Origin of the sequence: Vibrio fujianensis, from assembly GCF_002749895.1 — a bacterium.
Lineage (GTDB): Bacteria > Pseudomonadota > Gammaproteobacteria > Enterobacterales > Vibrionaceae > Vibrio > Vibrio fujianensis.
The window spans coordinates 106,899-130,497 of record NZ_NBUS01000041.1; the positions used below are offsets into that span (position 1 = coordinate 106,899).

The window sequence follows — 23,599 nt, forward strand, 5'->3', positions numbered from 1 at the left end:
AGCCTGAAGCGTCCAACGAACAATGGAAAAAACACTTTATCCATACTGGCCATTTAGGTAGTCAAGAATTTGCTCAAGTAATGAACCATACCACAGCGGCAATGAAAGCGGTGTTTGAGCAGGTTAATGCGCCTTATTCGGGGTTAGAGCCAAAGATCCTCGAAAATGCGATTAACGCGGTTGATCTGGATAATAAAAATGCGTCTTTGCACGATGTGATTTCAGATACTGCTGAACTGATTGCTAAAAATTCAATCATTGTTCAGCATCCAGATTGTATTGCTCACTTGCACACACCGCCATTGATGTCATCGGTGGTGGCTGAGGCGATCATCGCGTCACTCAATCAATCCATGGATTCTTGGGATCAATCTTCTGCGGCAACGTTTGTTGAACAGAAAGTGGTGGATTGGATGTGTGATAAATACCAGTTAGGTGCTCAAGCGGACGGTATTTTCACCAGTGGTGGCACGCAAAGTAACCAAATGGGTTTGCTGTTAGCCCGTGATTGGATTGCCGATAAATTAAGTGGCCATTCAATTCAAAAGCTTGGCCTACCAGACTATGCCGATAAGCTGCGGATTGTGTGTTCGAAAAAATCGCACTTCACGGTGCAAAAATCTGCATCTTGGATGGGCTTAGGCGAAAAAGCCACTCTTGCTGTGGATGCACTGCCTAATGGCACGATGGACGTCACTCAGCTAGACGCTGTGATACACCAAGCAAAAGCGGAGGGGTTAATACCTTTTGCTATTGTCGGCACCGCTGGAACAACCGATCACGGTGCCATTGATGATTTAGTGGCGATTGCTGATGTCGCTCAGCAATATGATTTATGGATGCATGTCGACAGTGCTTACGGTGGTGCGCTGATTTTGAGTAGTCATAAACAGCGTTTACAGGGCATTGAGCGCGCTCACTCAGTCAGTGTTGATTTCCATAAGTTATTTTTCCAAACCATCAGCTGTGGCGCTTTGCTACTGAAAGACAAGCATAACTTTAAGTATCTGCTTCATCATGCGGATTACTTAAACCGTGAACACGATACTTTACCAAACTTGGTCGATAAATCGATTGCGACCACCAAGCGTTTTGATGCTTTAAAAGTATTTATGACCATGCAAAACGTGGGACCACAACAAATGGGTGCCATGTATGATCATTTACTTGAGCAAACTCAACAAGTGGCTCAGTTAGTTCGTCAGCATGACGCTTTTGAACTGTTAGCTGAACCTTGTTTATCTACCGTGTTGTTCCGCGCGGTAAACACACAAGCGTCTGATTTAGATGAACTGAATAAAACCGTTCGTCTGCAGGCCTTGGTACGCGGTGTCGCTGTACTTGGCGAAACCATAGTGGATGGCAAAACGGCTTTGAAATTCACAATCTTGAATCCATGCTTAAAGATTTCAGATTTTGAATCTTTACTGGCTAAAATTGAAACTCTAGCGGTTGAGCTAGCGAAATAAAGGTAACGGATACTATGTCAATTCTACAGATTGGTGCGGGCGGTGTTGGTTGGGTCGTTGCTCACAAAGCAGCGCAAAACAATGACGTACTGGGTGATATTACCATTGCTTCTCGTTCTATTGGGAAGTGTGAGAAGATCATTGAATCCATTAAAGGTAAAAATAACCTTAAAGATTCGACTAAGAAGCTAGAAGCTCGCGCAGTGGATGCTGATGATGTTGCAGCTTTGGTGGCACTGATTAATGAAGTAAAACCAGATTTAGTGATCAATGCAGGCCCTCCTTGGGTTAACGTCACAATTATGGAAGCTTGCTACCAAGCGAAGGTCTCTTATTTAGATACATCAGTGGCTGTTGACTTATGCACAGAAGGCCAACAAGTACCTGAAGCATATGATCCACAATGGGCGTTTCGCGATAAATTTAAGCAAGCGGGCATTACTGGTATTTTGAGTGCAGGTTTTGATCCTGGTGTGGTGAGTGTGTTTGCCGCTTATGCCGCCAAACATTTATTCGATGAAATTGATACCATCGACGTGTTAGATATTAACGCAGGCGATCACGGTAAAAAATTCGCCACCAACTTTGATCCAGAAACTAACTTACTGGAAATTCAGGGTGACTCTTTCTACTGGGAAGAGGGGCAGTGGAAAAGCGTTCCTTGCCATACTCGGATGCTGGAATTCGATTTCCCGAATTGCGGTAATTTTAAAGTTTATTCAATGTCTCATGATGAGATTCGTTCGCTGCAAGAATTTATACCAGCTAAACGGATTGAATTTTGGATGGGCTTTGGCGATCGTTACCTGAATTACTTTAATGTGATGAAAGATATTGGTTTATTGAACCCAGAGCCATTAACTTTGCATGATGGAACGGTAGTAAAACCACTGCAAGTATTGAAAGCTATGTTACCGGATCCAACGTCACTCGCACCGGGCTACACGGGATTAACGTGTATTGGTACTTGGGTGCAAGGTATAAAAGACGGTAAACAGCGCAGTGTATTTATTTATAATAACGCTGATCACCAAGTGGCTTATAAGGATGTTGAGCATCAGGCGATTGCTTATACCACTGGCGTACCAGCAATTACTGCTGCGCTACAGTTTTTCCGTGGTGAGTGGGCACAAGCGGGTGTGTTCAATATGGAGCAGTTGAATCCCGATCCGTTCTTAGAAACCATGCCATCGATTGGTTTGGACTGGGATGTGATTGAACTTGAGCCAGGACAGCCTGATATTAAAATTCTCAAATAATCATCACTGAGGGCATCTTAGAACTGATTGCTTGGATATTGATTCTAGAGATGTGAAATAAATACCGCGTGTTTAAAACAGCAGCTACTGAGTAGCGGCTGTTTTTTCCTTTTTAGGATATTTCCAGTAACGAAAGTCACTGGATATGAATAGGAATAAAATCAGATGCAAAAGAGTGAATTAAACACCCCTTACTTCATGATCGATGAAGCGAAGTTGATCGCTAATTTGGAAATCGCTAAGCGTTTAAAAGAACGTTCAGGGGTTAAATTAGTGCTGGCATTGAAATGTTTCTCGACTTGGGGCGTGTTTGACATCATTAAGCCTTACCTTGACGGCACCACCAGCTCGGGCCCGTTTGAAGTCAAGCTAGGTTATGAGAAGTTTGGCGGTGAAACTCACGCTTACAGTGTTGGTTACAGTGAGCAGGATGTTAAAGAGGTTGCTGATATTTGCGACAAAATGATCTTTAACTCTCAATCTCAGTTGGCGGCTTATCGCCACTTGGTGGAAGGTAAGGCATCACTAGGTTTACGTTTAAATCCGGGAGTGAGTTATGCGGGGCAAGATTTAGCTAACCCTGCTCGTAAATTTTCTCGTCTCGGAGTACAGTTTGATAAGTTAGATACCAGCGTTTTCGACTCTATCAATGGTGTGATGTTCCACATGAACTGTGAGAACAAGGATGTAGACGCATTTATTGCGTTGCTTGATGCGATTTCTGAAAAGTTTGGTGCTTATCTTGATAAACTCGATTGGGTAAGCTTAGGTGGCGGTGTCTTCTTTACTTGGCCGGGCTATGATGTGGATAAACTCGCCGATGCGCTGAAAGCGTTTGCTGATAAGCACAAGGTGCAGTTGTACCTTGAACCGGGTGAAGCGATCATTACTCAAACCACAGATTTAGTCGTGACCGTGGTTGATATTGTAGATAACGAAATGCAAACCGCGATTGTTGATTCGGCGACCGAAGCGCACCGCCTTGATACTTTGATTTATCGTGAGCCAGCATCGGTACTCGAAGCCAGTGAACAGGGTGAACATGAATATGTGATTGGTTCATGTTCTTGTTTGGCTGGCGATCAATTCTGCGTGGCTAAATTTGCTCAGCCATTACAGATCGGGCAAAAGCTGCATATCATGGACAGCGCCGGTTATACCATGGTGAAGCTAAACTGGTTTAATGGTCTAAAAATGCCATCGGTGTATTGTGAGCGTCGTGATGGACAAATCATTAAATTAAATGAGTTTGGTTACCAAGACTTTAAACGCTCTTTGTCTCAATGGTCAGTTTAATTGTTTTTCCAGCCATGTATTGTCGATTGACAGCGAGTAACTTCTCGCTGTTGTGACAAAGAGTAAGGGAGGCACAAGCCTCCCTTTATTGATCGATCTAATAATTGATTAAGTTAGGTGCTGGTTAGATTAAGACTCGAGCATGACTCGAGTATCTTCACTGAGCGCTTCCAGCTCTTTAATGACATCTTCAATCTGGATTTCTGCTGGCAAGCGAATGGCCATCATCGCACTAAATAAACTTGAGCTTACTCCACCACCACCCGCTAAAAAGACTCGCTGACAATCCATATCTAAAATGCCAATGCCTTGACCATCCAGTAAATGAGTGATTTCATTGACGATACCAAAGCGATCATTTGCATCAAGACGAACTTGGTAAATCGCTTCTTCCTGATTAGCGCTGGCTTCACAATCGACAATTTGCACCAGCAGATCCGGATGTGATTGAAATGCTTCTTTAACGATGGAGGCTTTATCAAGCGGCATCTCGACTTTAATCACGGCTGCAACTTGGTTGTCAATAAAATTTACTTTGCTAATTAGCCACTTACCGTCATTCTCATGGGTAATGGCGGCAAGCTGTTTAATTGTGGCAGCGGTCGCTGTACCCACGAAGTTAACAATAAAAGTACAATTCATAACGGCCTCCAGAACATTACCTAACAAATCCTATACCACTGAGTGTAGGTGTTTCTTGTTAATAAAGCTTGATGTGGGTCAATTTTTACAAGAGGTATGAAGACAAAGATGCGATAATTGTACTTTACGCACAAAAGAGAGCCATTCTTTGAGCAATAGAAGGATTGAGGTCTAAATCAACGCGAAACATTTATCCTCAGGAAGGGTTGTGGTCATGTTATTTAGTTAACAATAGTCGCAGATTCGAAGGATATTTAGGTATACTGAGTCGTAAAAGAGTGGTGGAGAGTGAAACTCCTTCACCAATAGAAATAAGGGTTAATTATGCTCAAAATAGCAATGCTAAGTACAGGTGAAGAGGTTCTACACGGTGATATCCTGGATACGAATGCGGCTTGGCTTTCTCGTCTCTTTTTTGACAATGGGTTTAGTCTTCACAAGCGTTCCACCGTTGGTGATAGCCAAGCGATATTAACGGAAGAGTTATTGATGCTCAGTTTTAATAACGATGTGGTGATTGTGAATGGCGGTTTAGGGCCAACGAGCGACGATCTTAGTGCTGCGGCTGCAGCACAAGCGGCAGAACAGGCTTTGGTGCTCTTTCCTGAGTGGTTAACGAAGTTAGAAGCTTTTTTTGCTCATCGACAAAAAACTATGCCAGAGAGCAATATTAAACAAGCAATGTTGCCAGAAAAAGCGACTATTTTAGATAACCCAATTGGCACCGCTTGTGGATTTAAAATGCAGATTAACGATTGTTGGTTCTATTTTACGCCTGGGGTGCCAAAAGAATTTATACGCATGGTTAATGAGCAAATTTTGCCTGATCTAAAACAACAGTTTCCTCAGCAGGTTGGGCTTGAATGCAGTAAATTATATACTTTTGGCAGCTCAGAATCTGGCTTATCCGATCAGTTAGATAAACTTCAGTTACCTGAAGGGTATACCTTGGGTTATCGTTCATATTTACCCTTTATTGAAGTGAAATTATTTGGCCCTCGAAATGATTTGACTAAGCGTATCAAGTTAATGCAAATCATCCATTCTTTGATTGAACCTTACGTTGTTAGCATTGATCAACCGATGCTCGAGCATCTGGGGCATTTAATGTCTGATAAAGGGCTGTCCTTATCGATTGCCGAACAAGCAACCAAAGGTTGGTTGTCACAGTGGTTGTTAAGCAATGCTCAGATTGATCAACTGAGCGGTCATAGCTGGATATTAAGCCATCAGGTTGCTTCTGAGCTTGTAGAGAAAGAACCGTTAGCGGCTATTTTTGCTTTGGCGGGAGCGACGAAAGATAAATGTGCAACGGATCTTGCACTCGTGACCGGGCCTTTGCATCAAGATACGTTTTGCGTTGCATTATCAACGCCACAAGGTGAGTGGGGGCAGCAATTAACTTTTAATCGAACTTATTCGTTGTCTGAGCAAAGAGAGTTGATTGGTACTATTGCGGGGGATATGTTACGTCGCTATCTTTCTGGAAAAACGGTGTTTACCCAATACGGTTCAGTGTCGGTGATAAAAGAAATGCACCTACCCGCTCAGTTATTAAGCATATCATCATAAACCATCACAGGGTTGAGCAACATAACCGAATGAAAGATAACCTTATTACTTGAATTTATGGTATTGCATAGCGTCTATGCATAATCAGTCTAAACGGTAACTGCCTGATTCATTGAGAGTGTTGTTGAACTGATACAATTGATTGCCACGAGATTATTATTTGTTTGTAAACTTAACCTTGTTTATCCATCAAACATCGGCTTGAATCATTTCGGCAGGAGGCTGTGATGTTCCATCAATCAAAAATTATCGTGTGGTATAAAATTGCTAGTCAAAAAATAATATTAGGTGAAGTGTTGGTCAATCAATCCCAAGATATGACTTCGTTGTGGCGGCGTGCACCATCGGAAGACCCACTCAAGCTGGGTTATGGCTATCAGTTGTCCTTGTTTGATGATGACGGGAGAGAGGTCGCAAATAAATCGGTATCAGTGACGACTGCAGATCGTTTACTGTTTGGGACAAACAAGCCAGAATGTCGCTCTGGCTTGTTAAAATAGATAGATTAAGCGCGCTTAGCTTTCGGGAAGTATTTCACATCTTCCAATTCAAGCGCGCTTTTTGCTTTGCAGATACAAGGTAAAATTTCGTTGCCTTGTGTGTAAGCCATGGCAAAACCAACATACTCCACTTCACCAGAAATTAAACGGCAACGACAAGCACCGCAGTGGCCATCTCGACAGTTATACTCTGGCAGTAACCCGGCATTTTCCATACTTTCCAGTAAGGTGTTCGTTGGGTTCGATTCAATCGTTAATATTTTGTTGATCGTGAGGCTGGTCATTACAGTTCGAAGCCCTCAAAATCATCAGCTTTCACTTCATTATCAATTTGACCAACTAAGTAAGAGCTGATTTCTGCTTCTTGTGGTGCTACTTGAACATTGTCAGAAGATAGCCACGCATTAATCCAAGGAATCGGGTTACTGGTTGCTTTTGGATAAGCAGGTTCTAAACCAACGGCTTGCATGCGGATATTAGTAATGTATTCAACATATTGGCATAATATATCGCGGTTTAAACCGATCATTGAACCATCTTTAAATAAATACGCAGCCCACTCTTTTTCTTGTTCGGCGGCTTCTTTAAACAGATCAAAGCATTGTTGTTTACATTCTTCTGCAATTTGCAAGAATGAAAAATCATCAATCCCATTACGCAGTAAATTGATCATGTGCTGAGTGCCAGTGAGATGCAGTGCTTCATCACGAGCGATTAACTTGATAATTTTTGCATTTCCTTCCATTAGCTCACGCTCAGCAAAAGCAAATGAACAAGCAAAGCTAACATAAAAGCGAATCGCTTCTAGTGCATTGACCGACATAAGGCATAGGTAAAGCTTTTTCTTTAGTTCCAGAAGGCTAATATTGACTGTCTCACCATTCAGTTGGTGAGAACCCTCGCCCAAACGATGGTAATCGTTGGTGTATTGGATTAAGTCATCATAATAGTGGGCAATATCCTTTGCTCGCTTGAGAATGTGTTCATTTTCAACAATATCGTCAAAGACAACCGCAGGATCATTCACAATGTTTCGAATGATATGTGTGTATGAGCGAGAGTGGATCGTTTCAGAAAATGACCAGGTTTCGATCCAAGTCTCTAATTCTGGTAGTGAAACCAAAGGCAGTAATGCAACGTTTGGGCTACGGCCTTGGATCGAATCGAGTAGAGTTTGATATTTAAGGTTGGAAATGAAAATATGCTTTTCATGTTCAGGTAACTTCCCGTAATCGATACGATCACTAGAGACATCAACTTCTTCTGGTCGCCAGAAAAAGCTTAATTGTTTTTCAATCAGTTTTTCGAAAATTTCATATTTTTGCTGATCGTAGCGAGCGACATTAACCGATTGACCAAGAAACATAGGTTCTTTGAGTTGGTTATTTTTTTTCTGGGTAAACGTACTGTAAGCCATAGTGTTTCATCCGTTTCACCTCTTATTATTGCAAGAGGTATACAAATCATCAGTGAATAACGTTTGTTCTCGCTCACTTGTACGAGTGTACAAAGTGAGCTGAAGAGAACGACAAAGTTAGATCTTACATCCGCCGCCAGCACAATCATCATCTTGTGGCTGAACAGCATCTTTTTGATCGTCTTTCGCACCATCACGGGTGTTATGGTAGTAAAGCGTTTTTACCCCAAACTTGTACGCAGTGAGTAAGTCTTGCAATAACTTCTTCATTGGCACTTTACCTGAGTCATATTGACTTGGGTCGTAGTTAGTGTTGGCAGAAATCGCTTGGTCAACAAATTTTTGCATGATACCGACTAGGTGCAAATAACCCTCATTTGAGCCGATATTCCATAATAACTCATAGTTCTCTTTGAGTTTGATAAACTCAGGTACCACCTGCTTTAAAATACCATCTTTAGAGGCTTTGACCGATACATAACCACGTGGTGGCTCAATACCATTGGTCGCGTTAGAAATTTGCGATGAGGTTTCAGATGGCATTAAAGCGGTCAAGGTTGAGTTACGTAGACCAAACTCCATGATGTCGTGACGCAGAGTATCCCAATCGTAATGCAGATCTTCACGACAAATAAGATCAATATCTTTCTTATAGGTATCGATGGGGAGCAAGCCTTTAGCATAGTTTGTTTCATTGAACGCAGGGCATCTTCCTTGTTCTTTGGCAAGGTTTACCGATGCTTTAAGCAGATAATACTGCATTGCTTCAAAGGTACGATGCGTCAATCCGTTCGCGCTGCCATCGGAATATTTCACACCGTGTTTTGCCAAGTAGTAAGCGTAGTTGATGACACCCACGCCCAACGTTCGGCGATTCATGGTGGACTTACGTGCCGCTGGAAGAGGGTAATCCTGATAATCGAGTAGAGCATCTAATGCACGCACCACCAATTCAGCTAACTCTTCGAAATCATCCAGTTTTTCTATTGCACCTAAGTTAAAGGCAGACAGGGTACAGAGTGCAATCTCACCGCTATCGTCTTCGACATTCGTTAGTGGTTTGGTAGGTAGAGCAATCTCTAAACACAGATTCGATTGACGTACTGGTGCGACGCTGGCATCAAATGGGCTATGGGTATTACAGTGATCGACATTTTGAATGTAAATTCGACCAGTAGATGCACGCTCTTGCATTAAGAGCGAGAAAATTTCAATCGCTTTTACGCTGCGCTTTTTAATGTCCGGATCATTTTCATATTGAACATATAAACGTTCAAATTCATCTTGATCTTGGAAGAATGCGTCGTATAGACCAGGAACGTCGGAAGGTGAAAATAGGGTAATATTGCCACCTTCGACTAAACGCTTGTACATCAATTTATTCAGTTGGACGCCGTAATCCATATGGCGAACACGGTTTTCTTCCACTCCTCGGTTATTTTTCAGCACCAGCAGCGATTCAGCTTCACCATGCCAGAGAGGATAGAATACCGTGGCTGCACCACCGCGCACCCCACCTTGAGAACAACATTTAACCGCAGTTTGGAAGTATTTATAAAAAGGGATGCAACCGGTATGGAAAGCTTCTCCTCCACGAATTTCCGAGCCGAGTGCACGGATACGGCCAGCATTGATACCAATACCCGCACGTTGAGACACATAACGAACCACAGAGCTAGCAGTGGCATTGATTGAGTCTAAACTATCGCCACATTCAATGAGTACACATGAGCTGAACTGGCGGGTCGGGGTTCGGACTCCAGCCATGATTGGGGTTGGCAATGAAATTTTAAAGGTTGATGTCGCATCATAAAAACGTTGTATATAGTCTAGACGTGTGGCTTGCGGGTATTTTGCAAATAAACACGCGGCGACCAAGATGTATAAAAACTGGGCGCTTTCATAGATTTGACCGGTTACTCGGTTTTGTACGAAGTATTTACCTTCCAGCTGTTTGACGGCGGCATACGAAAAATTGAGGTCACGGCGATGGTCGATAAACTCATTCATGATCGCGAATTCTGCTTCGCTATAATCTTTTAATAAGTGTCGATCGTATTTGCCTTTTTCTACCATCTTTGAAACGTGTTCAAAGAGAGTTGGCGGCTCGTATTGACCATAGGCTTTCTTGCGTAAGTGAAAGACGGCTAGGCGAGCTGCTAGATATTGATAATCCGGTGTTTCTTCAGAAATCAGATCCGCGGCTGATTTGATGATCGTTTCATGGATGTCAGAAGTGGTGATCCCATCATAGAACTGGATATGAGCACGCAGTTCAACTTGCGATACGGAGACATTTTCTAGGCCTTCAGCGGCCCAAGTCACCACGCGGTGGATCTTATCGAGGTTGATCGTTTCTTTGCGGCCATCACGCTTGGTGACAGTAAGTTGTTGGTTCATTCTGCTTTATTTCCCTAACAAAACTGATAAAAGCCGTGTTTTGGTGTGGTTTTTGTAAGTTTAACGTTGGCTTTGTTATCGAAGTCGCCCTACACCTAGTGTGAATAAACACTATATGTAGGGGTGTATCAGTGTTCGGGTAACAAGATAGTGCTATCAGAGGGGGAATGCAAGTCAGAGTTGCTGCATAATTTGTGGATAAGTTGGGCAAGAAAAATTTTCAGTTAGTAGCTACTTACCGACAATCAAACGGTAGAGTTAATAGTAAAAAATAATGGTTTGAATATTGGTTTTATACTCACCAGTTCAGAAAAAAAATCACTTGATCTTTTGCGATAAATTGACTTCAGATAAGAGACTCGAATGTTGACCACCTAAGTCTCTTGTTTTTATCTGAGCGGTGCTATTTTCTACGATACAATCATCAGATTATTTTAGATGTTGAGTATGAACGATGTAATTAACACCGACATGTTTACCCAATCGATAAGTATCGGTGAGCGGATTATACAATAGGCCGGTTATGCCTTGTTCTTGCAAGGTCGTTTGATCGACCATTTTAAGCAGTTCTGAGGGGCGAATGAATTTCGCATGATCATGAGTACCACGCGGGACAATTTTGAGTAACTGTTCGGCACCCACAATGGCAAATAAGTAAGACTGAATATTGCGATTAAGAGTGGAAAAGAAGACGTGTCCCCCCGGTTTGACAAGCAGAGCACAGGCACGTACGACAGAAAGCGGGTCAGGCACATGTTCCAGCATTTCCATACAGGTCACGACATCATAATGCTGAGGAAATTGTTGGGCATGATCTTCAATTGTACTCTGAATATAAGTCAGATCGGTTCCCGTTTCTAACGCGTGTAAACGGGCCACTTCAAGTGGTTCTTTACCCATATCTAACCCCGTCACGATCGCCCCTTCTTTGGCCATACTCTCCGCTAGAATACCGCCTCCGCATCCGACATCGAGTACGGTTTTGCCAAATAAACCATTGGCTTTTTGTAAAACATAATTAAGTCGCAATGGGTTTATTTGGTGTAAAGGCTTAAACTCTCCGTGTAAATCCCACCAACGTGAAGCCATCTCTTCAAATTTTTTAATTTCGCTGGGATCAACATTTTTTACTTGAGTCATGCTTATCATTGCCTGTGTTATACATCGAGAGATAGGATGGTATTATAACTAGCTTCGCTATTCATACCACACGTTATCGATGATTCATTAAATGTTGAACAAAAACCAACCACTTATCAGTCGGATATGGAATGAGTGTGTAATTTCTCAGCATTTTAGACCCAACAAGCGTCACAACCTGATAAAAGCGTGGGGAAAGTGATGCCGAACCCAGTCAACTTGTGTTATATTTTCCAACCTTATAAGTATCAATATGATCCGGGCGACAGATCGGTGATGTCTAGCTCTGTTTTGAGAGCAACATTGAATGTGGTCTGGATATACCGATCAAACTGTAGAGGGATAATGGCTCTATGAGCGATCTAGCTAAAGAGATCACGCCCGTAAACATCGAAGATGAGCTTCGAGGTTCTTACTTAGACTACGCGATGTCCGTTATCGTGGGTCGTGCTCTTCCTGATGTGCGTGATGGCCTAAAACCAGTTCACCGTCGTGTTTTGTTTGCGATGAATGTGCTGGGTAATGATTGGAATAAACCATATAAAAAATCTGCCCGTGTGGTAGGGGACGTAATCGGTAAATATCACCCACATGGTGATAGTGCGGTTTACGATACAATTGTGCGGATGGCACAGCCATTCTCACTCCGCTATATGTTAGTCGATGGCCAAGGTAACTTTGGTTCGATTGACGGTGACTCAGCGGCGGCCATGCGTTATACCGAAGTTCGTATGGCAAAAATGGCTCATGAACTTCTTGCGGATCTAGATAAAGAAACCGTGGATTTTGTGCCTAACTATGATGGTACCGAGCAAATTCCTGCGGTGTTACCGACTAAAATTCCTAACCTATTGGTTAATGGTTCATCAGGGATTGCGGTTGGTATGGCCACCAATATTCCTCCGCACAACTTGGGCGAAGTGATTGATGGCTGTTTGGCCTACATCAATAATGAAGATATCACGATTGATGAGCTTATGGAGTATATTCCTGGGCCAGATTTCCCAACAGCAGCATTAATCAGCGGCCGTAAAGGCATCGTTGATGCTTACAAAACTGGGCGCGGTAAAGTTTACATGCGTTCAAAAGCGGACATCGAAGCGGATAAACATGGTAAAGAAACCATTATTGTCACCGAAATTCCGTACCAAGTGAACAAAGCGCGTTTGATTGAAAAAATTGCTGATTTAGTCAAGGAGAAAAAGGTCGAAGGCATTAGTGCATTGCGTGATGAGTCTGATAAAGACGGAATGCGTATTGTGATTGAATGTCGCCGCGATGCGGTGGGTGAAGTGGTACTGAATAACCTGTACGCCAACACTCAACTGCAAACCACCTTTGGTATTAACATGGTGGCACTGGATAATGGTCAACCCAAACTTTTCAACCTAAAAGAAATGTTGAAATGTTTTGTTAACCACCGTCGTGAAGTGGTCACTCGCCGGACTATTTTTGAATTACGTAAAGCGCGTGAACGTGCGCATATTCTTGAAGGTCTGGCACTTGCATTAGCTAATATTGACGACATTATTGATTTAATTCGAAAAGCGCCAACCCCTGCTGAAGCAAAAGCGGGGTTAATTTCAAGAGGTTGGGAGCTTGGCCATGTTGCCGCGATGTTGGAACGTGCGGGAACTGATGCCGCTCGTCCTGAATGGCTTGAGCCTCAATACGGTATTCGTGATGGTCAGTATTTCTTAACTGAGCAGCAAGCTCAGGCGATTCTAGATTTGCGTCTACACCGTTTAACCGGATTAGAACACGAGAAAATCCTTGATGAATATAAAGCGCTGTTAGATGAAATCGCAGAGTTGATTCGTATTCTTTCTGATACCGAACGATTAATGGAAGTGATTCGTGAAGAATTACAACTAGCGAAAGCAAACTTTGGTGATGCTCGTCGTACCGAAATTACTGCAGCAACGCATGATATTGATATGGAAGAGCTGATCGCACGTGAAGATGTGGTGGTGACGCTTTCTCATGAAGGTTATGTGAAGTATCAATTACTCAGTGATTACGAAGCGCAACGCCGAGGCGGTAAAGGTAAGAGCGCAACTCGCATGAAAGATGAAGATTACATTGAACGTCTTTTAGTTGCTAACACGCATGATAATATTTTGTGCTTCTCCACTCGTGGTAAGACTTATCGCCTAAAAGTGTATCAATTACCATTGGCTAGCCGCACTGCTCGCGGTAAGCCGATTGTTAACTTACTGCCACTTGAAGAAAATGAGCGTATAACGGCTATCCTACCGGTAACGGAATTCAGTGAAGATAAATTTATCTTTATGGCCACCGGGGATGGTACGGTGAAGAAAACGTCATTAGACCAATTTGCTAATGTTCGGGCTAATGGTTTGATTGCCGTCAATCTACGTGATGATGATTCATTAATTGGCGTTGATATCACCGATGGTAATAATGAAATCATGCTGTTCTCAAAATTTGGTAAGGTGGTTCGCTTTAAAGAAGCTGAAGAAATACCGCTATTTGATGAGAATGGTCAACCGGTGCTTGATGAAAATGGTCAGCCAGAAATTAAGTTCAAAGGTGTCCGTCCTATGGGGCGTACCGCTTCGGGTGTCCGTGGTATGAAATTAGCTGATGGCGACCAAGTGGTTTCGTTGATTGTACCGAAAACAGCAGGTGATGTGCTCACCGTGACCGAAAATGGTTATGGTAAGCGTACCAGCTTGTCTGAATATCCGACTAAAGGTCGTGGTACTCAAGGCGTGGTTTCTATCAAAGTGTCTGAACGTAATGGTAGCGTTGTGGGTGCAGTTCAAGCTGAAGAAGGCGATGAATTCATGATGATCACCAACGCAGGCACTTTGGTGCGTACCCGCGTCGCTGAAGTGAGCCAAGTTGGCCGTAATACGCAAGGCGTTACTTTGATTCGTACTTCCGAAGATGAAAAAGTGGTTGGTTTACAACGTATCGAAGAAGTGGATGAAGCGGATTTACCTTCCGTACCAGAAGCAGAAGATATAATCGTTGATGCGAAGGATTCACCAGCTCACGATGGCGAGACGGATTTAGAAGAATAAATAGTATTTACATTATACTCAAACAACTTGGAGTTGCAGGTTGGCGGCAAGTGAGTGATAAATTTGTCTGGAACAAATTTGAACCGCCGCAGGCTGACCTTTGATGAGAGTCACGGATGGCTCTCATCATCCCCATGAGCATAGACAGGCTATGTGATTGGGGTGAAAGAACGTAGTCAACATCCTTACAGATTCAAGTAGGAAGGGTATATAAACAATAAAAACCGAGTGATAATAAGCTCGGTTTTTTTATATCTAAAGCTGCTGGCTATCGCTCGATCCATAATAAAAGGTTAACGGGGTATTTATAGCGAAGTACACGCTGTTGGAACAATATATTTAGATCGTTATCTCTTGATCTTTTTATCTACAAGATCATAAAAAGATCCCGATTATTTATAAAGACACCGATAATAATGATGATTAAACATTATTTATTCTTCTCCCGTATTATTGTGATAATTATTCCAAAATAAAAAAATACTTTTCTCTTATTGTTGGAAAGTGATAGTATTTGTATTAATTGAATAACTTTTAAACGATTAGCATAGGGGCTCTTTGTGGATTACGCCGTCATTACGCAATTAAAAAAAGATTTTTATGCGCAGATTGGTGCATTCCAGTCTCATTCTTTGCCTCAAGAAAAAACGACTTTATCTCTGTTAACGCCGGAAGAATTAAAGCAATTAGAAGAGATTTGGGTTGAACTAACGGTATGGAAAAAATCACAAAGCCATTAATATATGTATGCGCTTTTTATGCTAGATTGATCGATAAAAAACCCAGCTGAACGGTAAAGAAAGCTGGGTTTTTTGTTGCCGTTTTTTGAAATTGTTATATTATAACAAATGTTGAAGTTGTGATCTTTTCGTTGAAAAAGAGGAGAGTCATCCCCATAGTAAAGTCACAATAACGTAGAAAGATGCATACCATTCCAGCATGCAGCCAGAAAAATTCAAGTGAGTGCAGATATGGCACAAGTAAGAGCCAGAGTTGATTTAAAAGTCGGTTTGAAAAGTAACATTGATGCAGAAATACTTTCATTCCAAGGGCTAAAAACAGAGAAAGAACATGTCGCGGTCATCTTCCAATCCGCGGATAAAACCCAACCAATTCCTTTAGTGCGAATGCATTCCGAATGCCTAACTGGTGATGTGTTTCATTCGTCGCGATGTGACTGTGGCGAACAATTAGAAGAAACCATCAATAAAATGGGTGAGCACGGAGGTATTATTCTTTATTTGCGCCAAGAAGGGCGCGGTATTGGACTATATAACAAAATTGATGCTTATCGATTACAAAGCCAAGGCATGGATACTTACCAAGCTAATAATCACCTTGGTTTTAGTGATGATCTTCGTGATTTTACCGAGGCCGCACAAATGCTCAAAGCATTGGGGGTAACGAGGATCCGCTTAGTGACCAATAATCCGAAAAAAGTTCGTGAGCTAAAAGAACATGGGATTGAAATTGTTGAGGTTGTGAATACTGCAGCTCACATTAAGCATGGAAATGAAAAATACTTACAAGCGAAGGTTGCTCATGGTAAACACAGCTTAAAGCTCTAATCATGCTTACAACCTCATTTATATGAGGTTTTTATCTTTAATATAGTCCTCCGGACAGTTTGGTTAAATGTGGTTCTTTTGCCATACTTAGTTCAATGCTAATTCTGTAGGGTGGGTTGTGATGAAACATCGTTTCCTGACGGTTGGACTATTACTTCTTTTTAGCTTTCCCCTCGCTGCAACGCCTTATTTTACGCAACTGGGGTGGCTAACCGCTGATGAAAACCGCACACTTTCCTTTTATTATCCTCAAACGCTAGCGCAGCTATATCATCATCATAATGATCAACGAATATGGACCGATATGCTGCTTCGTACCCAATTTGAAGAACAGTTGGAGTTGATCCATCGAGCTAAAATCAGTCCACTTTTTTCTCACCGCTTAGCGCTGTTGATTGATAAGAGGCAGCACGAGGCTTGGCTTGAATATGATTTGTTAGCTACGGATACGCTACTTATGTATCTAAGTTACGCAGAGCGAGCAGAAAAAGAAGGAATGGATTGGTTTTTGAATGGTAATAAGCTCGAGCGTGCTTTACCACTTCCAAGTGAGGCGGCTCTCTTAGCTTTACATATTGCTGTTGGTTCAAAAACATTGGATCACCTGATTTTTCGTTATACTCCGCAAGATCCCACTTATCAGCAGTTGATTTATGCTTATCGTTTTTTACGACCACTAACTGAAGTATTACTGAGCGATTATCAACAACGCGGGTTAAAAAGAGTGGGGGATAAACTTGAAGATCGGCAAACTTTAATTCAACGTTTAGCATTAGTGAACATTGATATAACCACTATACGTGATGATGTCTCTTGGTACGATAACTCTTTAGTGAAACCGATTAAACAGTTTCAGAAACTGCATGGCTTAGTATCAGACGGGATTATAGGCCCCAATACACTAAAATGGCTGAATTTATCTGTGGATGCTCGTTTAGGATTAATTGCTTTAAACGCTGAACGCATGCGTTTATGGCCGAGTTCCACCACGGCTATTGTGGTTAATCTGCCTAATTTTGAACTTAAATATTGGTATTCTGGAGAAACGGTATTTCAGTCTAAAGTGGTGGTTGGTCGTGTCACTCGCCCAACCCCAATCATGACGGTAGGGTTAGATTCATTAATAGTCAACCCAACTTGGAATGTGCCATATAAAATTATGGTAGAAGATATTCTACCGATGGCTAAGAGAGATAGCCAATATTTAACCCGGCAGCATATGGAAATATTACCGCGTTGGGGATCGCAGCAAACGATGGATCCTGCTTTAATTGATTGGGAAAATATACAACCAGAATCGTTTCCTTATCGATTGCGTCAGCAAGCGGGATATCGAAATGCGTTGGGGCGTTATAAGTTTAATACACCAAATCGGCGCGCGATCTTTTTGCATGATACACCAAGCAAGCATTTATTTGATTATAGTTCTCGAGCGTTTAGTTCTGGATGTATCCGTGTTGAAAATGCCGATCTGTTTGCTAACACATTACTTAAAACGCAAGGGCTCGATGACCAAACAGATATGACCCAAAGTCGTGAGCCTAACTATGCCATCGCTTTAAAACAGCGTATTCTCGTTCAAATTATTTACCAAACTACGTGGTATGATGCCGGACAACTGCACTTTCGTGATGATATTTATCATTTAGATCGCGTCTTAACTCAATAATACTGACTAAAAAATGACATAAAAATAATATCTTTATTGTCAATAAGTAAGAGCAGTTATTGACCTGATTTATGTTAACTTTAGCCATGAAAGGTTTGATTTTAGCGGCAGAGTTAGTTAATTTTCGCCCTCGCTTTATCAATAATGAAGGTCTTATTTTGCATTTGTCTCGTCGTCGTTTCCTGCAATTAACGGGGTTGGGGGCCGCTTCTGCTGCGGTATTTCCTTCATTTGTTCATGCCTCTTTACCTCAAGAGCCCAGAGTGCTGATGCTGAATAATCCGCACACTGGCGAGAGTCTTGAATCTTGTTATTTTAACGGTCATCGATATGTTCGCTCTGAATTGCAGCGGCTAAATCACCTTTGTCGAGATTTCCGTCGTAATGAAGTCTATCCAATGGATAAGCAACTGTTTGATCAACTCTCTCGCATCCAGGCTCTGCTTGGAACCGCAGCAAAGGTTGAGATTATTTCTGGTTATCGCTCTCCGGCGACGAATAAAATGCTCCGAAATCATAGTCGTGGAGGGGTTGCCAAAAAAAGTTTACACATGCTGGGACAAGCGATCGATTTTCGATTAGAAGGTGTCGAATTATCTTTGGTACATACTGCCGCGCTAAAATTGCAAGCGGGTGGTGTAGGCTATTATCCAAAAAGTCATTTTATTCATATTGATACTGGATTGGTTCGCCAATGGCGAGGAGCGTGACTTGTCAAATGACAGTGACAATGTCATAGTTTCTGCCATATTTTATGGTTATTGAACAGGTTTGCCTCATGTCTCTTAAATATCAAATTGTTCCTGTAACAGCTTTTGCGCAAAATTGCTCTATTGTTTGGTGCGATGAAACGATGCAAGGCATTGTGATTGACCCTGGTGGTGATGTTAAACAACTTAATATGTTGATTGATGAACTCGGTGTTCGTGTGGTCAACTTAGTATTAACACATGGCCATTTGGATCACGTCGGAGGAACTCAGCCATTAGCGAAGCTATTAGGTGGGATTGAGGTTCTTGGCCCGCATAAAGCGGATAACTTTTGGTTGCAAGGGTTAGAGGGGCAAAGCCAGATGTTTGGTTTTCCATTGACTGAAGCATTTGAACCCACTCAATGGCTAGAAGAAGGGGATACTATTAGTTTTGGTCAACAAATTTTAACCGTATTACATACCCCTGGGCATACGCCCGGTCATATCGTATTATTTAGTGAACAAGCACGGTTAGCCTTTGTCGGTGATGTGCTCTTTAATGGTAGTGTGGGGCGAACCGACTTTCCCAAAGGCGATTTCAATACATTGATTGATTCTATCAAGCATAAATTATGGCCACTTGGCAATGATGTGACTTTCATTCCAGGTCATGGTTCTATCTCAACATTTGGTCATGAGCGAGTCAATAACCCATTTGTGGCTGATGAAATGCCGCTCTATTGATTTTTAGCTACTCATTTGACTCGGCAGCGGCGAGATAGCGCCGGGTCAAACCGACAAATTCGCTAGCACTACGATCAAGATCCGCTTCTGCGATATACACATCAAAACCATAATATTCCCGCTGATAACGCATACGATTGGCAAGCATCGCCATTAATCCAGTATAGATGTGCCCCTTTTCATCTTGATATGGGGTTGAATCTAATACGATGTCTTCAAAAAGGATTGTTTGACTTTGCTGTTTAGCCCCTAAATAGAGTAGGGCGCGTTGACTTAACAGCATTTCTCTTGCTATTCGAGGGCAAATTGCCTCTAAAAAAGGAGAATAGTTTTTTAAGTGCAGGCCAATCCAAGGCAAAGGTTGATGCCATCCTTCTTGCTGATAGCTACAAATGCCAATATGTTGGATATTATTCCACTGAACAACCCAACCGCCATGATAAAAGTGTTGCTGGAAATGCGTTGCCGTTAGGGTAAATCCAACCCAGCTTTTACACAGCAATCCATATCCGACGCCAGTAAAGAGTAATAATCCACAAGATAATAGACCGCTTAACGGCCAGTCAACGAACAAGATCAGTAAGAAAAGGAGAATTACGAGCGGCAGTGCGAATATACGTTTCATTGCTGTTGCAGAATAAAAAGGATAATTTGATAAGTGTAGAGTCGGCATACAATCCTCATCGGCAAATATTAATGAATTGGTTGTCAATTTCTTTTATTCAATTTGCTTTTTATCTGCTGATATTTTAGTCGCTTGTCAGCAAAATGTCGGCTTTTCAGTATGAAGTTGACCAATGCCCTACAAATAACTCGTAAATTTTGCTATAAAACGCGCTTTAAATTTTCACCACTGTGTCCAACAGTGAAATGGAGAGATACTCGATGAGACTTGCTCATAAGCGTAACGTACAGGCGAAACTGCAAAAACGTATCAAAGCGATGGTGGCAAATATTGCTGATGTACCCAAAACGGCCAAGCCTGTAGCAGCGAAACCTGCTGTTGAAAAAAAAGCACAACCACAATCAAAGGTTGATAAGGTTTCAGCTCAGTCTCCAGTAGAAAGAGCATTAACTCCAAAGCAGCAGCAAGTATTAGACATTGTTGCAGCGAATGCAGCAGGTATTAATCCTAAAGCCATTGGTTTGGCGGCGGGACAAGAAGAAACCAAAGCTGCTTCTTGGGCAACGGGCGCTTTGAAAAAGTTACTAGAAGAGAACTTGGTCACCAAAGAGCAGCTAGCCGGTAATAAAGTTATCTATAAAGCGATTTAATCGGTCACCAATAACAAAGCCCCGAATTGTTCGGGGCTTTGTTATTTATCATGCCTAAACGGTGTCAGGTGTTTAAAAGTGATTATTCTGTTTTAGTGATACTACCAATTTCTAGCATGGGAGCAACATCCATGTTTTCAGCATTCATCATCGAGGATAAGCGCTGCACAGAGGAAAGCAATAAGCTCTGCTCCCAGTCATCTAACTGCCTAAATTGAGCAACAAAGCTGTCTTGTAGCGGCTGTGGTGCTTTGGCTAATAACGCTTTCCCTTCATCAGTTAAATAGGCATGGACTTTACGCTTATCTGTATTACTTCTGACCCGTTGCACATAATGATTTCGTTCAAGGCGATCTAATATCGTGGTTGCCGTTGCTTGGCTCATATTGGTGTGCTTTGAAAGCTGGCGGATGGTTACTTCTCCTAATGCCTCAATCGAGCGCATTAAAATCAACTGCGGGCCGGTTAATCCAGCATGTTTACTTAACTTTTTCGAGTGTAAATCGATGGCTCGGATAATTTGGCGAATGGCCACTAAGACTTCTTCATGCTTTTCCACAATACTTACCTACAACATCTGGAGAAATTAGCTCGGAACATACCTTAGTTATCATTAATTTGAAAGTATAGAATACGTTCTTTTTTATCCTCGTTCTTGAGCATGTATAGCAATAATGTGAAGAGTATTAATCTTTTGTTGTCAAATGAATTTTATTGACTTTTTGGTTATTTTTTCGGCTGAATCTGGGCTTTTCGGCCTTTTTACCATGATTTTTTGCTGTTTTACTAGATATATATCTGATTTTGTGTACCATATTGACCCGTTGTTATGCTCTATAGTTATGAGCACGAAATATATTTTCCTTGCCTATGTCGAAGTCTTGCGGAAATCTATTTCGTTGTCATGGTTATTGAGTTCTATTTAGAATCAATAAAAGAGAGGAAAAATGACACGAGGAATCGATAAATACAGCATCGATAGTACCGATTACACCGTTGGACAAGACAATGTTCAGAAGTGGGGGTTTGACGTCCACAATCCGGTGTTTGGTATTAGTGCTGGTCTGATTGTACTCTTTTTAGTCGCAACGCTATTTAGCGATGCTGATACCGCCAAAAATGTCCTTGATGGGGTAAAGTGGCAAATTATAGGGACGTTTGATTGGCTATTTATTTGGTCAGGTAATCTATTTGTTCTATTTTGCTTAGGATTAATCTTCTCCCCTTTTGGCAAAATTCGTTTAGGTGGTGAAGGAGCGGTTGCTGATCACACCTTTATTTCTTGGTTAGCTATGCTGTTTGCAGCAGGGATGGGGATTGGCCTCATGTTCTGGAGTGTTGCTGAGCCTGTGGCCTACTTTACAGGTTGGTATGAAACACCACTTGGTGTTGAAGCGAATACTCCGGAAGCAGCAAAGTTAGCGCTAGGCGCAACCATGTACCATTGGGGACTTCACCCTTGGGCGATTTATGCTGTGGTGGGGCTTTCTTTAGCTTTTTTCTGTTATAACAAAGGATTGCCACTTTCTGTCCGATCTATTTTCTATCCAATTCTTGGTGACAGAGCTTGGGGATGGGCTGGACATGTTGTTGACATTTTAGCCGTTTTAGCAACCTTGTTTGGGTTAGCAACCTCATTGGGTCTCGGTGCACAGCAAGCGGCTAGTGGGATTCATCATGTCTTTGGTCTCGATGCGGGTATTGGTTTACAAATTGTGGTGATCATTGGGGTCACGCTTTTAGCGACGGTATCCGTGGTTAGAGGCATTGATGGTGGTGTCAAAGTGATATCCAACATTAACATGGTAATTGCCTTTGCGTTGTTAGTGTTAGTGGCCATCATTGGTTATGCGGTAACCTTCGCTTCCATTCCTACCACATTCATGGCTTATATTGAAAATATCATTCCACTCAGTAACCCTCATGGGCGAGCTGATGAAGCATGGTTCCAAGGTTGGACGGTCTTTTACTGGGCTTGGTGGATCTCTTGGTCTCCATTTGTTGGAATGTTTATTGCTCGTGTCTCTAAGGGTCGTACTGTCCGGGAATTTATCACCGCAGTATTACTGGTACCGACAGCAGTGACGGTAATTTGGATGTCGGTCTTTGGTGGTTTAGCTATCGATGAGGTGATTAATAATGTTGGAGAGCTTGGCCATAAAGGGTTAACTGATGTATCACTGGCTATGTTCCAAATGTTTGATGGGTTACCTATGGGAACATTATTATCGATTATTGCGGTAGTGTTAGTATTGGTCTTCTTTATTACTTCATCTGACTCAGGATCGTTAGTGATTGATAGTATTACCGCTGGCGGCAAAATGGATGCACCTGTTCTACAGCGCATATTCTGGGCGATCATGGAAGGGGCGATTGCGATTGCCTTATTGTGGATTGGTGGTACCGAAGCGGTACAGGCGTTACAAGCTGGGGCTATTTCTACTGCCTTGCCATTTACCTTTATTCTCTTGCTGATGTGCGTGAGTTTGATTATGGGAATGCGTACTGAGCAGAAAAAGTAACATTGGTTGAGTGAATCATAAAGTGATGGATGGGTACTTTTATACCTAATTTCCCACTGAACTTGCTAAGATGATGAATAAAGGCACTAAGTTGCAATACTTAGTGCCTTTATTTTTTCCGATAATCTGGCATGAATATATGCAAAAAGTAAAGAGTCGATAGCGTGAATCATAGTGACATAATTCGTGCAACGCATGATAAATATGGTTACTATTTTGCCTGAAATTTTCTTCTATCGATGATTAATGACAATGAAACTAACTCTAAAACAAAAACTTATAGGTTCAAGCCTTTCAGCAGTGCTTGTGATGGCTACGGCGTTAACCTGGCTATCTGCCGATCAACTGAAACAACAGACTCACCGTGGTATTGTGGCTCCCGCCC

Annotated in this window: 20 protein-coding genes; 13 read left to right on the forward strand and 7 right to left on the reverse strand. The window is 42.1% G+C overall.

Translation table 11 applies throughout. The features are described from left to right. The 3 genes from B7C60_RS18365 to nspC form a co-directional block, all read left to right on the forward strand. Window positions 1–1,469, forward strand: a 1,469-nt coding sequence (locus tag B7C60_RS18365; protein ID WP_245868888.1) for a pyridoxal phosphate-dependent decarboxylase family protein, incomplete at its 5' end; no start/stop codon positions are given. Between the two features lie 14 nt (window positions 1,470–1,483). Next, complete coding sequence (locus B7C60_RS07800; RefSeq protein ID WP_099611165.1) at window positions 1,484–2,728, forward strand: carboxynorspermidine synthase; 1,245 nt, start codon at window positions 1,484–1,486, stop codon at window positions 2,726–2,728. A gap of 165 nt (window positions 2,729–2,893) precedes the next feature. Continuing rightward, window positions 2,894–4,024, forward strand: coding sequence for a carboxynorspermidine decarboxylase (nspC, locus tag B7C60_RS07805; protein ID WP_099611166.1), 1,131 nt, complete (start codon window positions 2,894–2,896; stop codon window positions 4,022–4,024). 129 nt (window positions 4,025–4,153) lie between these two features. On the opposite strand, the gene B7C60_RS07810 is transcribed toward nspC, so the two are convergent. Beyond that, the gene (locus tag B7C60_RS07810; RefSeq protein ID WP_099611167.1) at window positions 4,154–4,666 is read right to left on the reverse strand and encodes a glycine cleavage system transcriptional repressor; all 513 of its coding nucleotides are present in this window, start codon (window positions 4,664–4,666) and stop codon (window positions 4,154–4,156) included. Between the two features lie 324 nt (window positions 4,667–4,990). Here B7C60_RS07810 and B7C60_RS07815 point away from each other — a divergent pair, with 324 nt between their 5' ends. Further along, entirely contained in the window at window positions 4,991–6,238 is a 1,248-nt protein-coding gene (locus tag B7C60_RS07815) for a CinA family nicotinamide mononucleotide deamidase-related protein (RefSeq protein ID WP_099611168.1), read from the forward strand. A 227-nt stretch (window positions 6,239–6,465) separates the two neighbouring features. Continuing rightward, on the forward strand, window positions 6,466–6,738 hold the full coding sequence (locus B7C60_RS07820) for a 30S ribosomal protein S6 modification protein (RefSeq protein ID WP_099611169.1): 273 nt from the start codon (window positions 6,466–6,468) through the stop codon (window positions 6,736–6,738). Between the two features lie 5 nt (window positions 6,739–6,743). On the opposite strand, the gene yfaE is transcribed toward B7C60_RS07820, so the two are convergent. The 4 genes from yfaE to ubiG form a co-directional block, all read right to left on the reverse strand. After that, window positions 6,744–7,022, reverse strand: a complete 279-nt coding sequence (gene yfaE, locus B7C60_RS07825; protein ID WP_099611170.1) for a class I ribonucleotide reductase maintenance protein YfaE — start codon at window positions 7,020–7,022, stop codon at window positions 6,744–6,746. Then, entirely contained in the window at window positions 7,022–8,155 is a 1,134-nt protein-coding gene (gene nrdB / locus B7C60_RS07830; RefSeq protein WP_099611171.1) for a class Ia ribonucleoside-diphosphate reductase subunit beta, read from the reverse strand. The genes yfaE and nrdB overlap by 1 nt, the downstream gene beginning before the upstream one ends. 117 nt (window positions 8,156–8,272) lie before the next feature. Beyond that, window positions 8,273–10,555 carry a class 1a ribonucleoside-diphosphate reductase subunit alpha gene (nrdA, locus tag B7C60_RS07835; RefSeq protein ID WP_099611172.1) on the reverse strand — a complete coding sequence of 761 codons (2,283 nt, stop codon included), beginning with the start codon at window positions 10,553–10,555 and terminating at the stop codon, window positions 8,273–8,275. Between the two features lie 429 nt (window positions 10,556–10,984). Further along, window positions 10,985–11,695 (reverse strand): bifunctional 2-polyprenyl-6-hydroxyphenol methylase/3-demethylubiquinol 3-O-methyltransferase UbiG, encoded by a 711-nt coding sequence (ubiG, locus tag B7C60_RS07840; protein ID WP_099611173.1) that lies wholly within the window; start codon window positions 11,693–11,695, stop codon window positions 10,985–10,987. A gap of 353 nt (window positions 11,696–12,048) precedes the next feature. Here ubiG and gyrA point away from each other — a divergent pair, with 353 nt between their 5' ends. From gyrA to B7C60_RS07870, 6 genes are all read left to right on the forward strand, one after another. Then, a complete protein-coding gene (gene gyrA / locus B7C60_RS07845; RefSeq protein ID WP_099611174.1) occupies window positions 12,049–14,745 on the forward strand; it encodes a DNA topoisomerase (ATP-hydrolyzing) subunit A in 2,697 nt (898 codons plus the stop codon). A 560-nt stretch (window positions 14,746–15,305) separates the two neighbouring features. Further along, a complete protein-coding gene (locus B7C60_RS07850; RefSeq protein ID WP_099611175.1) occupies window positions 15,306–15,485 on the forward strand; it encodes a hypothetical protein in 180 nt (59 codons plus the stop codon). Window positions 15,486–15,716: 231 nt separating this feature from the next. Further along, entirely contained in the window at window positions 15,717–16,313 is a 597-nt protein-coding gene (locus tag B7C60_RS07855) for a GTP cyclohydrolase II (RefSeq protein ID WP_099611176.1), read from the forward strand. A 121-nt stretch (window positions 16,314–16,434) separates the two neighbouring features. Further along, window positions 16,435–17,982 carry a L,D-transpeptidase family protein gene (locus B7C60_RS07860; RefSeq protein ID WP_099611177.1) on the forward strand — a complete coding sequence of 516 codons (1,548 nt, stop codon included), beginning with the start codon at window positions 16,435–16,437 and terminating at the stop codon, window positions 17,980–17,982. A 158-nt stretch (window positions 17,983–18,140) separates the two neighbouring features. Then, entirely contained in the window at window positions 18,141–18,692 is a 552-nt protein-coding gene (gene mepK, locus B7C60_RS07865) for a peptidoglycan L,D-endopeptidase MepK (RefSeq protein WP_170887559.1), read from the forward strand. A gap of 68 nt (window positions 18,693–18,760) precedes the next feature. Beyond that, a complete protein-coding gene (locus B7C60_RS07870) occupies window positions 18,761–19,417 on the forward strand; it encodes an MBL fold metallo-hydrolase (RefSeq protein WP_099611178.1) in 657 nt (218 codons plus the stop codon). A gap of 7 nt (window positions 19,418–19,424) precedes the next feature. Here B7C60_RS07870 and B7C60_RS07875 read toward each other — a convergent pair whose 3' ends face one another. Then, on the reverse strand, window positions 19,425–20,090 hold the full coding sequence (locus tag B7C60_RS07875; RefSeq protein ID WP_099611179.1) for a DUF2982 domain-containing protein: 666 nt from the start codon (window positions 20,088–20,090) through the stop codon (window positions 19,425–19,427). A gap of 212 nt (window positions 20,091–20,302) precedes the next feature. Here B7C60_RS07875 and B7C60_RS07880 point away from each other — a divergent pair, with 212 nt between their 5' ends. Then, the gene (locus tag B7C60_RS07880; RefSeq protein WP_099611180.1) at window positions 20,303–20,692 is read left to right on the forward strand and encodes a MarR family transcriptional regulator; all 390 of its coding nucleotides are present in this window, start codon (window positions 20,303–20,305) and stop codon (window positions 20,690–20,692) included. An 82-nt stretch (window positions 20,693–20,774) separates the two neighbouring features. Here the strand turns inward: B7C60_RS07880 and B7C60_RS07885 are convergent, their stop codons facing one another. Then, window positions 20,775–21,251 (reverse strand): MarR family winged helix-turn-helix transcriptional regulator, encoded by a 477-nt coding sequence (locus tag B7C60_RS07885; RefSeq protein ID WP_099611181.1) that lies wholly within the window; start codon window positions 21,249–21,251, stop codon window positions 20,775–20,777. A gap of 388 nt (window positions 21,252–21,639) precedes the next feature. Between B7C60_RS07885 and B7C60_RS07890 the strand changes: the two genes are divergently transcribed. Beyond that, window positions 21,640–23,214 carry a BCCT family transporter gene (locus tag B7C60_RS07890; RefSeq protein WP_099611182.1) on the forward strand — a complete coding sequence of 525 codons (1,575 nt, stop codon included), beginning with the start codon at window positions 21,640–21,642 and terminating at the stop codon, window positions 23,212–23,214. The last annotated feature ends 385 nt before the right edge of the window (window positions 23,215–23,599 follow it).